The organism is Aquabacterium sp. (assembly GCF_029946005.1).
In the GTDB taxonomy this organism is placed as follows: domain Bacteria; phylum Pseudomonadota; class Gammaproteobacteria; order Burkholderiales; family Burkholderiaceae_C; genus Aquabacterium.
This window is the reverse complement of sequence record NZ_JAQSDR010000013.1, coordinates 19,828-34,328: the sequence shown is the minus strand read 5'-3', so window position 1 is coordinate 34,328 and position 14,501 is coordinate 19,828. Positions and strand designations below refer to the sequence as shown.

At 65.1% G+C, this 14,501-nt stretch carries 13 protein-coding genes; 6 read left to right on the top strand and 7 right to left on the bottom strand.

All coding sequences use genetic code 11. The features are described 5' to 3' along the window. The first annotated feature begins 74 nt into the window (after window positions 1–74). The 6 genes from PSV38_RS09845 to PSV38_RS09820 are packed head-to-tail and all read left to right on the top strand — an operon-like array spanning window position 75 to window position 5,665. Window positions 75–1,307 (top strand): acyl-CoA dehydrogenase family protein, encoded by a 1,233-nt coding sequence (locus PSV38_RS09845; RefSeq protein ID WP_300546996.1) that lies wholly within the window; start codon window positions 75–77, stop codon window positions 1,305–1,307. Next, on the top strand, window positions 1,304–2,401 hold the full coding sequence (locus tag PSV38_RS09840) for a phosphotransferase family protein (protein WP_300546995.1): 1,098 nt from the start codon (window positions 1,304–1,306) through the stop codon (window positions 2,399–2,401). The genes PSV38_RS09845 and PSV38_RS09840 overlap by 4 nt, the downstream gene beginning before the upstream one ends. After that, window positions 2,402–3,094 (top strand): histidine phosphatase family protein, encoded by a 693-nt coding sequence (locus tag PSV38_RS09835; protein ID WP_300546994.1) that lies wholly within the window; start codon window positions 2,402–2,404, stop codon window positions 3,092–3,094. 35 nt (window positions 3,095–3,129) lie between these two features. Then, window positions 3,130–4,080: an alpha/beta hydrolase gene (locus tag PSV38_RS09830; RefSeq protein ID WP_300546992.1), complete on the top strand. Its 951-nt coding sequence runs from the start codon at window positions 3,130–3,132 to the stop codon at window positions 4,078–4,080. A 19-nt stretch (window positions 4,081–4,099) separates the two neighbouring features. Further along, a complete protein-coding gene (locus PSV38_RS09825; protein WP_300546990.1) occupies window positions 4,100–4,855 on the top strand; it encodes an SDR family oxidoreductase in 756 nt (251 codons plus the stop codon). A 24-nt stretch (window positions 4,856–4,879) separates the two neighbouring features. Next, complete coding sequence (locus tag PSV38_RS09820) at window positions 4,880–5,665, top strand: UPF0149 family protein (RefSeq protein WP_300546989.1); 786 nt, start codon at window positions 4,880–4,882, stop codon at window positions 5,663–5,665. Between the two features lie 11 nt (window positions 5,666–5,676). Here the strand turns inward: PSV38_RS09820 and PSV38_RS09815 are convergent, their stop codons facing one another. The 7 genes from PSV38_RS09815 to PSV38_RS09785 all read right to left on the bottom strand — a co-directional run bounded on the left by PSV38_RS09815 (window position 5,677) and on the right by PSV38_RS09785 (window position 14,494). Next, on the bottom strand, window positions 5,677–6,774 hold the full coding sequence (locus PSV38_RS09815) for a hypothetical protein (protein WP_300546988.1): 1,098 nt from the start codon (window positions 6,772–6,774) through the stop codon (window positions 5,677–5,679). A 147-nt stretch (window positions 6,775–6,921) separates the two neighbouring features. Continuing rightward, window positions 6,922–8,967 (bottom strand): NADPH-dependent 2,4-dienoyl-CoA reductase, encoded by a 2,046-nt coding sequence (locus PSV38_RS09810; RefSeq protein WP_300546987.1) that lies wholly within the window; start codon window positions 8,965–8,967, stop codon window positions 6,922–6,924. A gap of 43 nt (window positions 8,968–9,010) precedes the next feature. Next, complete coding sequence (locus PSV38_RS09805) at window positions 9,011–9,979, bottom strand: lysylphosphatidylglycerol synthase domain-containing protein (protein ID WP_300546985.1); 969 nt, start codon at window positions 9,977–9,979, stop codon at window positions 9,011–9,013. Further along, entirely contained in the window at window positions 9,976–11,229 is a 1,254-nt protein-coding gene (clsB, locus tag PSV38_RS09800) for a cardiolipin synthase ClsB (RefSeq protein ID WP_300546983.1), read from the bottom strand. Before clsB ends, PSV38_RS09805 begins: the two co-directional genes overlap by 4 nt. Next, on the bottom strand, window positions 11,226–11,993 hold the full coding sequence (locus PSV38_RS09795) for an endonuclease/exonuclease/phosphatase family protein (RefSeq protein ID WP_300546981.1): 768 nt from the start codon (window positions 11,991–11,993) through the stop codon (window positions 11,226–11,228). Before PSV38_RS09795 ends, clsB begins: the two co-directional genes overlap by 4 nt. 60 nt (window positions 11,994–12,053) lie before the next feature. After that, window positions 12,054–13,346 (bottom strand): HupE/UreJ family protein, encoded by a 1,293-nt coding sequence (locus tag PSV38_RS09790; protein WP_300546979.1) that lies wholly within the window; start codon window positions 13,344–13,346, stop codon window positions 12,054–12,056. Next, entirely contained in the window at window positions 13,346–14,494 is a 1,149-nt protein-coding gene (locus PSV38_RS09785) for a hypothetical protein (protein ID WP_300546977.1), read from the bottom strand. Before PSV38_RS09785 ends, PSV38_RS09790 begins: the two co-directional genes overlap by 1 nt. Window positions 14,495–14,501 lie beyond the last annotated feature (7 nt).

Below are 14,501 nucleotides of genomic sequence, written 5' to 3'. Positions count from 1 at the left end.
GTGATGAGCAATCATCATTTGCGATTGGAACCTTGGCGGCGTAGCATCGCCTCATTCCACACGAGGAGACCACCATGAACTTCCAGCCCAGCGAACGCGCCAAGCAGACGGCCGATGCCGTGCGTGCCTTCATCAAAACCCACATCGAGCCCATTGAGGCCCTGCATTGGCAAGAGATCTTGGGCCAGCGCCATGGTGGGGACTGGACGCAGTGGACCATTCCCCCTCGCGTGGAAGCGCTGAAAGCCAAGGCCAAGGCCGAAGGCTTGTGGAACCTCTTCCTGCCCGATGCCGAACTGGGTGCGGGCCTCTCGGTGCTCGAATACGCTTTCAGTTGCGAAGAAACCGGCCGCAGCATGATGGCGCCCGAAATCTTCAACTGCAATGCGCCCGACACGGGCAACATGGAGGTGCTGTGGAAGTACGGCAACGCCGAGCAAAAGGCCCAATGGCTGACGCCCCTGCTGGCCGGTGAGATCCGCTCCGTCTTCTTCATGACCGAGCCCGACGTGGCCTCGTCTGACGCGACCAACATGGAAGCGACCGCCGTGGTTGAAGGCGACCACATTGTGCTGAACGGCAAGAAGTGGTGGTCGTCCGGGGTGGGCGATCCGCGCTGCGCCATCGGCATCTTCATGGCGCGCACGCCCAACGCCGATGCGGGCCGCCACGGCCAGCACTCGATGGTGCTGGTGCCCATGAACACGCCCGGCGTCGAGATCAAGCGCATGCTGCCGGTGTTCGGCGAATACGACGAACCGCACGGCCACGGCGAGGTGCATTTCACCAATGTGCGCGTGCCGGTGGGCAATTTCATCGCCGGCCCCGGCCGTGGTTTTGAAATCGCGCAAGGCCGCCTGGGCCCGGGCCGCATTCACCACTGCATGCGCATGCTGGGTGCCGCCGAGAAGTCGCTGGAACTGGCGATTCAACGGGGTTTGAAGCGCGTGGCCTTTGGCAAGCCCATCATCAACCTGGGGGGCAACCGCGAGCGCATCGCCGAATGCCGCGTGGCCATCGACCAGGCCCGCCTGCTGACCCTGCAAGCCGCCTGGAAGATCGACACCCTCGGCGTGATGGCCGCGCTGACCGATGTGGCCGCGATCAAGGTGGTGGCGCCCAATGTGCTGCAACAAGTGGTGGACTTCGCCATCCAGATCCACGGCGGCATGGGCGTGTCGCACGACACCCCATTGAGCGCCTTCTTCAACCAGGCCCGCAGCCTGCGCCTGGCCGATGGCCCGGATGAAGTGCACAAGGGCATGATCGCCCGCCTGGAGTTGATGAAATACGGAGTGTCTCGATGAGCGAGGCGGTGGCCGTGAACCCGCGGGTGAAGGGCGTGCAGGACCAGGGCGGCGCCGTTCGCTCGGGTGAAGAGCTCAAGATCCCAGCGGTCGACGCTTGGCTGAAGGCGCAGGTATCTGGTCTGCAAGGCCAGCCCGAGGTCACGCAGTTTTCGGGCGGCGCGTCCAATTGGACATACCGATTGAAATACCCCAACGCCGACTACATCCTGCGCCGCCCACCGGCCGGCACCAAGGCCAAGGGCGCGCACGACATGGGCCGAGAGTTCCGTGTGCAGAGCGCGCTCAAACCGGTCTACCCGGTGGTGCCGAACATGGTCGGGCATTGCAGTGACGAGTCCCTCATCGGCTCGGAGTTTTACGTGATGGAGCGCATTGCCGGCATCATCCCGCGCAAGAACATGCCGCGCGGTTTGAACCTCGACCAGGCCACCACGCGCCAGCTCTGCACCAATGTGCTGGACAAGCTGGTGGACTTGCACAAGGTGGATGTGAAAGCCACGGGGCTTGAATCATTGGGCAAGGGCAGTGGCTACTGCCGCCGCCAGATCGAGGGGTGGAGCGACCGCTACACCAAGGCCAAGACCTGGAACGTGCCCTCGTACAGCCACGTCATCGCCTGGCTGAAAGAACACATCCCCGAGGACGTGGCCAGCTGCGTCATCCACAACGATTGGCGCTTCGACAACGTGGTGCTGGCCGAAGATGACCCGACGCGCGTGATTGGCGTGCTCGACTGGGAAATGGCCACGCTGGGCGACCCGCTGATGGACTTGGGCAACAGCCTGGCCTACTGGGTGCACGCCGACGACAGCAAGTTTTTGATGAGCACCCGCCGCCAGCCCACGCACCTGCCGGGCATGCTGCGCCGCGAAGAGGTGGTGGAGTACTACCTGGACCGCATGAAGCTCAAGCCCGACAACTGGGTGTTCTACGAGGTCTACGGCCTGTTTCGCCTGGCCGCCATCGTGCAGCAGATTTACTACCGCTACCACCACAAGCAGACCCGCAACCCGGCGTTCAAGAACTTCTGGATCCTGGCCAATTACCTGGACTGGCGCTGCAAGGGCATGATCAAGCGGAGCGGCATTTAAGTGGGTGCCATCTACCTCATCCGCCACGGCCAGGCCTCGTTCGGCAGCAACGATTACGACCAGCTCTCGCCCATCGGCCACGAACAGGGGTGCGTGCTGGGCAAGGCGCTCAAGGCGCGGGGCGTGGTGCCTGACCTCGTCATCAGCGGCAGCATGAAACGCCATCAAGAGACGGCCATCAACTGCCTTGAAACTTTGGGCTGCGAGTTGCCGATGGAACTGCACCAGGGCGTCAACGAGTTCAACCACGAGAACGTGATCGAGGTGGCCGAGCCGCGCTACGTCGACAAGCTGGTGATGATGGGCGACATGGCCACTTCGGGTGATCCGCGCCGCGCTTTTCAAAGCTTCTTCAAAGGCGCGGTCACGCGTTGGGTGGAGGGCGAGTACGCACACGAGTATGCCGAGACCTGGGCCGATTTCCGCGCGCGCTGCGTGGCTGCGCTGGATGACATCGTGCGCCAGAGCAGCCCCAAAGGCACGACGCTGGTGTTCACCTCGGGCGGCACCATCAGCGTGATCTGCGCCCACCTGCTGGGCCTGAGCGATGCGCAAGCCTTCACCATCAACTGGACGCTGGCCAACGGGGGTGTGACCAAGTTGCTGGCCGGCCGCGATGGCTTGCACCTCATCTCGATCAATGAACATGCGCACCTTGAGGGCGGCGACAAGGCACTTTTGACCTATCGTTGAGCCCTGTTCAAAAACAAGCGCTGGGAGAAAAATCCATGAAGACTTTGTTGAAGGCCGTGCTCGGCCTCTTGCTGCTGGCCGTCGTCCTGGTGGCGGGCGGTGTGGCCCTGGCCTGGGCGCCTGACCGCCCGGTTGAAACGCTCAAGGCACGCTGGGCCCCGGCGCCCTCGCAGTTCATCACCGTGCAGGGCATGCAGGTGCACCTGCGCGACGAGGGCCCGAAGGATGACCCCGAGCCCATCGTGCTGCTGCACGGCACCTCGGCCAGCCTGCACACCTGGGATGGTTGGGTTGAGGCGCTCAAAGGCCAACGCCGCGTGATCCGGATCGACCTGCCCGGCTTTGGCCTGACCGGCCCCGCGCCCGACCACGACTACCAGCTCACGCGTTACACCGGCTTCATGAAGGCCGTGTTCGATCAGTTGGGCCTGAAGCAGGTGGTGCTGGGCGGCAACTCCTTTGGCGGCACCGTGTCGTGGATGACGGCGCAGGCCTACCCGGACCGCGTGGCCAAGCTGGTGCTGGTGGATGCCGGTGGCTACCCCTACAAGGCCACCTCGGTGCCCATCGGCTTCAAGCTGGCTCAAATTCCGGCGCTGCGCCCGGTCATCGCCAATGTGCTGCCCCGCAGCATGATCGAATCGAGCGTGCGCAGCGTGTATGGCGATCCCAGCAAGGTCACGCCCGAGTTGATTGATCGCTATTACGAACTCACCCTGCGCGAAGGTAACCGCGCCGCGCTCAGCGACCGCTTCAAACAATCGCCCGGTGGCGAGCATGCCGAGCTGATCAAGCAGTTGCGCCAACCCACCTTGATCCTGTGGGGCAGCAAGGACGGTCTGATCCCGCCCGACAACGCCGAGCACTTCAAGCAGGACATCGCGGGCAGCCAGCTGGTGATGTTTGATGGCTTGGGCCACGTGCCGCAGGAGGAAGACCCGGCGCGCACTGTGGCGGCCCTCAAGACCTTTTTGAACCTCAAGTAAAACCTCAAGGACACGCGCCATGCCCACACGACAGACCATCCTGATCACCGGCGCCAGCTCTGGCCTGGGCGAGGGCATGGCCCGTGAATTTGCCGCCAAGGGCCGCCACCTGGCCCTGTGCGCGCGCCGCACTGATCGCTTGCTGGCGCTCAAGGCGGAGCTTGAAAGCAAGCACCCCGGCGTGCGCGTGTCCGTGCGCGCGCTGGACGTGAACGACCACGCCCAGGTCTTCGAGGTCTTCAAGTCCTTCAAGGCAGAGTTCGGCCAGATCGACCGCGTCATCGTCAACGCGGGCCTGGGCAAGGGTCAACCCATTGGCAAGGGCCGTTTCGACGCCAACCTGCAGACCGCGCAGACCAACTTCATCGCCGCGCTGGCGCAGTGCGAAGCGGCGATGGAGATCTTCCGCGCGCAGAACAGTGGTCACCTGGTGGGCATCTCGTCGATGAGTGCCATGCGCGGCCTGGGCCGCAACCTCACCACTTACGCGGCCACCAAGGCGGGCTTCGCGGCATTGCTGGAAGGCATTCGCGCAGACGTGATGGGGCGCACGCCCATCGTGGTCACCACCATCTTTCCGGGCTACATCGAAACCGAGTTGAGCAGCAAGTCGGCCAAGACGCCGCTGATGGTCGACACGCAATCAGGTTGCCGCGCGCTGGTGGCGGCCATCGAGCGTGAACCGGCCACCGCCTGTGTGCCTCGCTGGCCCTGGGCGGCGATCGCGTGGTACATGCGCTTCGCGCCCTTGAGTTGGGTGGCCAAGGTATCCTAAGATGCCTGGAACCGGACACCTTTTATGCAGCCCATTGCCCACGATTTCACCGACGAAGACATTGCCGCCCTGGAGGACTGGTGTGAACGCCTGAGCGAGCACCAGCCGGAGGTGGCCCCCGATTGGGTCGATGGCTACCTGACCGCCCTGATCTGCGGCCCGCGCGTTGTGGCGCCCAGCGAGTACCTGACTTTGATGTTCGGCGAATCGCTGATGCACGTGCTGAGCAAGGCCGAAGATTTCGAGGAAGTCATGGCCCTGCTGATGCGCCGCTGGAACGCCCTGGCCAGCGAGCTGCACCCCGAGCGCCTGCTGGACGCGCCCGACGAGGTGCACCTGAACCCGCTGATGTCGGAGTACCCGCAAGACGAGATCGCCGAGAAGCTCGCCGAAGGCCTGATCAACGATGAACAGGCGATGAGCCTGCAAACCGGCGGCGGCTGGGCGCGTGGCTTTGGTCAGGCCTTGCTCGATTTCGAAGACGACTGGGAGGTCTTCGCGCCCGGTTCACCCGAGTTCGAGATGGTCGACCTCAATGTGCAGTGCGTGCTGGCCCTGACCTTGACCGACCGCGAGGCCCTGCGCAAGTTCTGCGAAGAGTCCTACAACGAGGCCGACCTGCCGCGCGACGACCTGATCGCCCAAGCCATGTTGTCGGTTCAAGACCTGCGCCTGTTCTGGATGCAGCACCCGCCCAAGTCGGTGCCGGTGCGCAACGAAGACAAGGTGGCGCGCAACGAGCCTTGCCCGTGCGGCAGCGGCTTGAAGTACAAGAAGTGCTGCGGCTCGGTGGCTGGCACCGTGCACTGAGGCCAACGGCCTCAGGCTCGACGGTGCTGGCGTCGGGTCAAGGCGCCAATGCCGACCAGGCCCAGGGCCATCAGGCCATGGGTTCCCGCTTCCGGCACAGCGGTGATGCCCCGGCCTGTCAGATTCATGACGAAGGCCTCGCGGTGGCCTTGATAGAGGCCCGAGCCCACGATTTGTCCCAGATCGTTGATGGCCGCGGCACTCAACTGGCTCCAGCGTTCGTCCTCGGGCAAGAGTGATTGCAGATCGCTGACTCCCACCCCTGGCTGGTAAAGGAAGCTGCCTTGCCGATAGCTATCGACCCGATACTGGCCAATCACCCAACCGAGGCTGTTGATGTCCAGGGCCCGGCTGTGGTCCCAGGCCAATGTCTGCACGCCTTGCCCAGGCGTGTACAGGAAGGCCTGAGATCCGTGGGCCATGTCCTGGTTGTTGATGCTGCCAACGATGGCACCCTGGTCGTTGATGGCGTTGGCGGTGCTGCCGTAGGGCATGTTCCAGACGAACGTTGAGCCATCCGGATTCATCTGGAAGGCCTGAGTGTTGTCCGGGGCCAAGGTGCTGGCAGAAACTTGGCCGACTATCACGCCGGCGGAATTGATCCCATGGATCCGGCTGCTCTGGCCCCCCAAGGAAGTCAGAGCGCTTTGGCTGCGATCGGGCTGGACCACGATGGCAGGTGTCTTGGCGGTCAATGTTTTGGCGGAGACCCAGGCCACGCCGATCTGCCCCTGCTTGTTCACCGCGGTGCCTTCGCTGGCATAGCTCCCGGACACGGCGATGTCTTGCAGGCCACCTGAGGCGGTGTATGAAAAGGCCGTGGTCCGCAGGAATGGCCCATGGCTTCCGACGATCAGTCCTGCATCGTTGATGGCTTGCGCCGTGCTGCCCCGCCCTGCACCCAAGTTGACCGCGCCTACGCCGAATTGGTAAGAAAACGCCTGGGATGCCCAGCCGTACTGGTCCAGCACATCTGCGTTGCCGACGATTTGGCCCAGGTTGTTGATGTCCGTGGCAGCGCTGCTGCCCCCGTAGGAGCCCAGTCCAATCAATTCGTAGGTGGCGGCTTGAACGGCTGACCACCCGGCCAGTGCGAGGGCGGCGACCAAGACTCTGGCGCCTTGGCGAAAACTGCTTGTCGACCGCATTACTCTGCTCCCCGGACTGAACCACTGATTGTTGGTGGTCGGATCCTAGCAAAGGAAGCTCTCCCTGGGCCTACTTGCCCTGGCGTTTACCCTCGAACGGGGGGCGCTTCACAACGAGGCCGCCAACCGAGCCGCTTGGTCAATCGCCTTCTTGGCGTCCAACTCGCCCGCCTCGAAGGCGCCGCCAATCACGTGGACCTTTTTGCCAGCGCTTTCCAGGGCATCGGCCAGCTCGCGCAGCGGCACCTGGCCCGCGCACAGCACCACGGTGTCACAGGCGATCCAGGTCGGGTCCGTGCGCTTCTCACCGTAGGTCACCATCAGGCCCTCGTCGTCGATGCGCTCGTAGTTCACGCCGCCCACCATCTGCACGTTCTTCATCTTCAAGGCCGCGCGGTGAATCCAGCCGGTGGTCTTGCCCAGGCCATGGCCCAGCTTGCCTTTCTTGCGTTGCAGCAGCGTCACTTCACGCGCGGGCGGGCTGACCTCGGGCTGGCCGCTGCGCAGGCCGCCGGGCGACAAGGCCGGGTCGGTCACGCCCCACTCGGCTTGCCAGGCGGCCAGGTCCAGCTTGGGTGAATGGCCATCGCTGACCAGGTACTCGGCCACGTCGAAGCCGATGCCGCCCGCGCCCACCACGGCCACGCGCCGACCCACGGGTTTCTTGTGGCGCAGCACGTCGATGTAGCTCAGCACCTTGGGGTGATCCTGCCCGGGGATGCGGGGGTTGCGCGGGCTCACGCCCGTGGCCACGATGACCTCGTCGAAGCCTTGCAGGTCGGCCGCCTGCACGGTGGTGTCCAGGTGCAATGACACGCCAGTGACCTCCACCCGCTTGCGGAAATAACGCAGCATCTCGTGGAACTCCTCTTTGCCGGGCACCTGGCTCGCCATGTTGAGCTGGCCGCCGACCTGGCTGGCAGCGTCGAACAGGTGGACCTCGTGGCCGCGTTCGGCCAGCACGGTGGCGGCGGTCAAACCCGCGGGGCCCGCCCCCACCACGGCGAAACGGCGCTTGGCGACGGCGGGCCGGTAGACCAGCTCGGTTTCGTGGCAAGCGCGCGGGTTCACCAAGCATGACGTCAGCTTGTTCTTGAAGATGTGGTCCAGGCAGGCTTGGTTGCAAGCGATGCAGGTGTTGATCTCGTCGGCTCGGCCTTGCGACGCCTTCTTGACGAAGTGCGAGTCGGCCAGCAAAGGCCGCGCCATCGACACCATGTCGGCGCCACTGGCGAGCACGGCTTCGGCCACGTCAGGCGTGTTGATGCGGTTGGTGGCCACCAAGGGGATGCTGATGCCGTCGGCCATCAGCGAGGCCTTCATCTTCTGCGTGACCCACGCGAAAGCGGCGCGCGGCACGCTGGTGGCGATCGTCGGCACGCGGGCTTCATGCCAGCCGATGCCGGTGTTGATGATGGTGGCACCTGATTGGGCGATGGCCTTGCCCAGCATCACCACCTCGTCCCAGGTGCTGCCATTGGGCACCAGGTCGATCATGGACAAGCGGTAGATGATGATGAAGTCGCGGCCCACGGCTTCCCGGGTGCGCTGCATGATCTCGACCGGCAGGCGCATGCGGTGGCTGTAGTCGCCGCCCCACTGGTCGGTGCGCTGATTGGTGTGCTGGGCCAGGAACTGGTTGATGAGGTAACCCTCGGAGCCCATGATCTCGACACCGTCGTAACCGGCTTCGCGCGCCTTTTGGGCGCAGTTCACGAAGGCACGGATCTGGCGCTCCACGCCGCGTGCCGACAAGGCAAAGGGTGTGAACGGCGAGATAGGCGACTGGATGCGCGAAGGCGCCACCGCCAGCGGATGGTAGGCATAGCGCCCTGTGTGCAGGATCTGCAAAGCGATCTTGCCACCGGCCTCATGCACGGCTTGCGTCACCACTTGATGCCGCTTGGCCGCGCCCGAGGTGGCCAGCGTGCCCGCAAAGGGTTTGACCCAGCCCGCCAGGTTGGGCGAGAAGCCGCCCGTCACCATCAGCCCGACATCCCCCTCGGCGCGTTCGCGGAAATACGCGGCCAGCTTGCTCAGGTCGCGCCCATCTTCCAGGCCAGTGTGCATGGATCCCATCAGCACGCGGTTCTTCAGGGTGGTGAAGCCCAGGTCGAGCGGTGCAAGCAGGCGGGGATACAAGGCATGCGGCATGGGGCGGTCCAAAGGGTGACAACCCGTGGATCGTAGGCGGAAATCAAGCGGCGGCTGCTGCGCGCCTGTGGGTGGCTTCAAAGCTCAGGTAGGCCAGCAAAGCCAGCACCAATGGCCCCAGGTAATAGACCGCCCGGTAGGCCAGCAGGGCGCCGATCAACTCGGCCTGCGGTACTTGCGCGCCCAGCAAGGCCATGAACACGCCCTCCAGCACACCCAGGCCGCCCGGGATGTGGGCCAGTACGCCCGCGACCGCACTGACCATGAGGCACGACACCACCGCCAGGTAAGACACCCCTTCCGGCATCAAGGCATGGATGGCTGCGGCATTGGCCAACCAGTTGGCCGAGGACAGGGCCAGTTGCAAACAGGCCATGCGTCCCGAAGGCAGGGCCACCTTTTGCCCCCGCACGGTCCAGCGTCGCCGAGGTGACCAGAAGCACGCTGCCACGTACGCCAGGGGCACCAGGCATAGCAACGGCCCGACCCACCGCAAGGCCTCGGAGGTCAAGCTCCAGTCGCTTGGCAAGGCCACCACGGGAAAGACCAGGCAAACGCCCAACAGCAAGGGGTAGGCCAGCCAATTGATCAGCATGCTCAGGCTCACCAACTTGACCACCTGGTGCACTTTCAGCCCCAGCCGCGCGTACAGGCGGTAGCGAAAGCCGACGCCGCCCACCAAGGTGCCCAGGTTCAGGTTGACCGCGTAGCTGGAGGTGGCCACACCGGCCATGCGCCACCGCGGCAAGGGGTGATTCAGGTAATGCCAGCCGAACATCTCGAAGCTGCCATAGAGGGCGTAACTCAACAGGGCAAAGCCGCCTGCGGTTGCCAAGGTGGTGGGTGAGATGCTGCGCAGAGCCTGGCCCACGGCGGGCCAGTCGATGTCGCGTGCTTTCCAGGCGATCAGCGTGATCACACCCAAGGTGAATGCGCTGATCAGGATGCGTTTGGCCACCGGCCACCAGCCAGCGGAGGACATCTGCGCCCAGGCGGTGGTGGCCGACTTCATGCGCGCCTTTGTTCGGGGTCGAGCACGGCTTCGTTGACCCGGGTCACGTCGCGGGCTTGCCCCGTGGTGGTGGCCGTGGCCAGCGCTGGGCGGTGCCTAGGCAACCAGGCCGCCCAGGCGGGGAAGCGGCGCAGAACGTGGAATACCAGCACGCTCAAACCCAGGCGCCACGCCAGGCGGTGGCCAGCCTCTGGTTCCTTCACATGCTGGCAGTGGTGCTGGATCAGGTATTGCAGGCGCTCACGCAGGTGCTGGTTGAAGCGCTTGTCCCAGATGAACAGGTTCGCTTCCAGGTTCAAGGACAGGCTGAGCGGGTCCAGGTTGCTGGAGCCCACGGTGGACCATTCGTCATCCGCCAACGCGACCTTGCCGTGCAAGGGGCGCTCGCAATACTCGTGGATGTGCACCCCCGCGCCCAGCAGGTAGTTGTAAAGGATGCGGGCGGCCAGTTTGACGATGGGCATGTCGGGCTCGCCCTGCAGGATCAAGGTGACCTTGACGCCACGCCGCGCCGCATTGCGCAGATCGCGCAGCAAACGGTAGCCCGGAAAGAAATAGGCGTTGGCCACGATCAACTCGTGTTTGGCGGCGCGGATGGCCAGGCGGTACTGGCGCTCGATGTCGTTCTGGTGGTGGCGGTTGTCGCGCGAGACAAACGAAGCCCAGGAGGGCACGCTGGCGTCCGGACGGTTCATGCCTTGAGACTTGGGGGCGCGTGGCCACCAGCGATGTCGTGGGCGGCCTGGCCTGGCTGCGGCCAAGGCAAAGCGGTGGATGTCTTCCACGATGGGGCCGCGCACCATCACCGCGTAGTCTTGCTTGGCTTGCGGGCCAAAGTCCGCCAGGTGGTCGGCTGAATAGTTGATGCCGCCGACGAAGGCCTGCTGCGCATCCACCACCACCAGCTTGCGGTGCAGGCGTCGGAACATGTTCAGTCGCATGCCCAACAAGCGCGGTTGCGCGTCAAAGATCTGCAGGTGCACGCCGGCCGCCGTCAGCGGTCCGATGAAGTCGTCGCTGAGGTCGGGCGAGCCAAAGCCGTCCACCGTCAGCGTCACGTTCACGCCGCGTTGAGCCGCGCCCAGCAAGGCCGCGTGCAGGCCCCAGCCCACCTTGTCCAAGAACAGGATGAAGGTCTCGACCAGCACCTCGCGCTGCGCCTGGCCGATGGCCTCGAACACGCTGGGAAAGAACGCTTCGCCGTTCTCCAGCAGCTCGATGTGGTCGAGGGGTTTCCAGCTTGGCCTCACAGTCGGATCTCCGCGGTCAAAGGGGCATGGTCGGACAAATGTGACCAGGGGCGCGTGGACAACACCTGCGGTTGGTGCACCTGAACGCCGCGCGCATAGATGCGGTCCAGTTGCAGGCAGGGAAAGCGCGCCGGGAAGGTGCGTGGCGGGCTGCCAAAGGTGTCGACAAAGCAGTCGTGCAAACCGGCGCAGCGCGTCAGGCGATCGTGGGCGCGCAGGCGCCAGTCGTTGAAGTCGCCCGCGATGATCAGGGGGGCGTCGTGCGGCACTTCGCGGTCGATCAATTGGCACAGCAGGTCGAGCTGCTGTTGACGGTGTTTTTCGCGCAGGCCCAGGTGAACGCAGATGGCATGCACCTGCTGGCCCAGGGGCGGCACGTCCAGCACACAGTGCAGCAGGCCGCGCTTTTCGGCACCGTTCATCGAAGGCACGGTGACGTCGTGGTTGGCAAAGCGGTGAATCGGGAATTTTGACAAGACCGCGTTGCCATGGTCGCCATGCGGGTAGACCGCGTTGCGACCATAGGCGAAGTCCGACCAGATCTCGTCCGCCATGAACTCGTACTGAGGCACCTCGGGCCACATTGAGTGGGCTGCGGCGTGGTGATCGTGGCTGCCGTGTACTTCTTGCAAAAACACCACGTCGGCTTGCACAGTGCGAACGGCGTCTCGCAACTCCGGCAGGATGAAGCGCCGGTTCATGGCGGTGAAGCCTTTGTGGGTGTTCACCGTGAGGACGCGGAAACTGAAGTCGGTCGGTCGCATGGAGGTGGTTCCATCGTGGAGGCCACCTTGCTTGGGCAATTGGTGTGCCTGGCGATCGAGTCAACCGCCCCAGCCCAAAATCACCACGTCAAAGACCCGTTCAATCAGCCAGACCAGGGCCAAGGCCGCGATCAGCAGGGAGCCGCCGCCCACGATCAGCCAGCGGTACACCGCGGTGCGGCGCAGCAGCAGCATGAAGGGCAAGCTCACGGACACGAGGGCCAGTTGGCCCAATTCCACGCCCAGGTTGAAGCCCAGCAAAGGGGCGGCCAGTTCGCCGTGTGCCAGGCCGAGGTCCTGCAAGGCACCGGCAAAGCCAAAGCCGTGCACCAGCCCAAAGCCGAAGACGACGCTCCAGCGTGGCACGCCGCGCAGCAAGGGCCAGAGGTTGTCAAGCGCGGCCAGCAGCACGCTGAGCGCAATGAGGGACTCCACCCAACGCGAGGGCGGCGACAGCACGCCAAACGCGGCCAGGCCCAGGGTGATGGAGTGCGCGATGGTGAAGGCGGTGACCAGGCGCAGAACCTCGCCCAGCGCGCCTGGCCACTTTGGGCGAGCCCGCCAACCGGCCATCGCGGGCGACCAAATGGGGCGGCCAGGGCGTTGCCACACGGCCACCAGCAAGAGCGACATCAGGAACAGAATGTGGTCGGTGCCGATGGCGATGTGGTGCACGCCGTCCTGCACGAAACGCCACAAGCTGGCCGCGAAGGATTCGGGCGCCGGGCTGGCTGGCAGCGGCGCAGTCGCGGACGTGGGTGTCGACATGGGCGTGGCGGTGCTGGTGGTTGGTCCAGGCATGCCCCGCCAGCCCAGTTCGTGCGCGGGACGGGGTGTGCCTAGCACCACGGTGCCGCCTTCGCTGGTCGCGGTACGCCAACGCACGATGCCCCGGTGGCTGGGGTCGGTCAGCGCAAACAGCCGGTAGTCCAGGCTCAGGCTTTGCCAGGCCTGCGCCGTGCTCAGAGCGCACTGCGCTGTCCATCGCAACACGGCATAGCGGCCGTCGGTGTGGGTGTCGATCTGGGGCTCGGCTTCAGCGCCCATGGCGGGCACCACGGTGCAGTCTTGTCCCGCATGGCGCAGGCTGAGGGTGGGCCGCGCAAAATTCATGATCTCTGCCCAACGCGGGCGCACTTCGCCCCAGGTGAGCTGGCCGTCGTCGTTGCGGTCCAGGCGCAACTCGGTGTCCAGATCGCGCAAGGCGATGTGCCAGTTCACGTTCACCTGTCCGGCGTTTTGCAGCGTCAGGGTGAGGTAGCTGTCGCTGGGTTTGTGGGCGTGGGCCACGGTGCAGAGCCACGCCGCGCACACCACCATCAGGGACCTGCTGATCCAGCCTGCGAACCTCATCACAGTCCTTTCAGCCGTTGGTCCGACCAACCCGCTTTGGCGATGAAATCACGCACGGGCTGGGCGGCGTCCTCTTGCCGGGCTGCGCGCGCGGCTTGCAACAAGACGAGGGCATCGGCGGGTTCTTTCTGCACGGCCCAGTTGGCCTGGGCCAGTTGCAGCGCGGTCTTCGAGCGTTTGAGCAGCGCCAGCGCAAAGCGCGCCTCTTCGCGGCGGTGCACCGAGTCGCCGCGTTCGCGGGCGGCGTTGAAGCGCGCGCGCAGGGCCTGCACGGTGGCGTCCAGCCGCGGGTCCCGGGTTTGGGCATAGGCCAGCGCTAGGCGCAGCAGCAGGCCGTCGTTGCGCTGTTGCTTCTCAAGGCGGGGGATCACTTCGGATGCGCGGCCCTGGTCCAACAGGAGATCTGCATGCGCGCCCTCGGTGTAGGCGTCTGGCGCGGTGACCAGCAGTTGCTGGTACAGCGCTTCGGCCTGTTCAGGGCGGCCCAGGCGTTCGGCCAGTTCAGCCTGGATCAGGCGCAGCCAGTCGTGCAAGGCGGGCGGCGCCTGGCGGGTCAAGGCTTGCAAGGCCACCATGGCTGCTTCGCCCTGCCCTTGCAGGCTGGACAACTCCAGCAGGCAGGCCTGGCCATGCCAGGGGGCGCCCGCGCGAGGCAAGGCTTCGCAAGCCACTTTGGCTTCGCCATAGCGACCCAGCACCTGCAAGACCGAGGCGCGGGTCAGCCAGGCTTGGGCGTTGGCGGGGTCTTGCCGCACCACCGCGTCCAGGTCTCGCAGGGCCGGGCCAAAGTCATGCTGGTTCTGCAGGATGGTGGCGCGCAGCAGGCGAATCTCCAGTGGCGGCTCGGCTTGCGGCCACCAGGCTTGCAAGGCACCTTGGGCCTGGCCCATCCATCGGGGATCGCCATCGCGCCGCGAGATCGCGATGGCCTGCCGGGCCACGCGCGCGGCTAGGTCGGCATCGTGCGGCCTTTGGCGGGCCTGGGCACGCAAGCCGCGCCAGGCCCGCTCCTCGTCCGACAAAGGCCGCTCTCGCAAGGTTTCGATGACGTCGTTGTCGGATGCGGGTGTGAAGGGCGCGCCCTGCGCCGCGCCCACCACCAAGGTGGCAAACACCACGCAGAAGACCCACTTCGTGGCTTTCACCATGACGCGG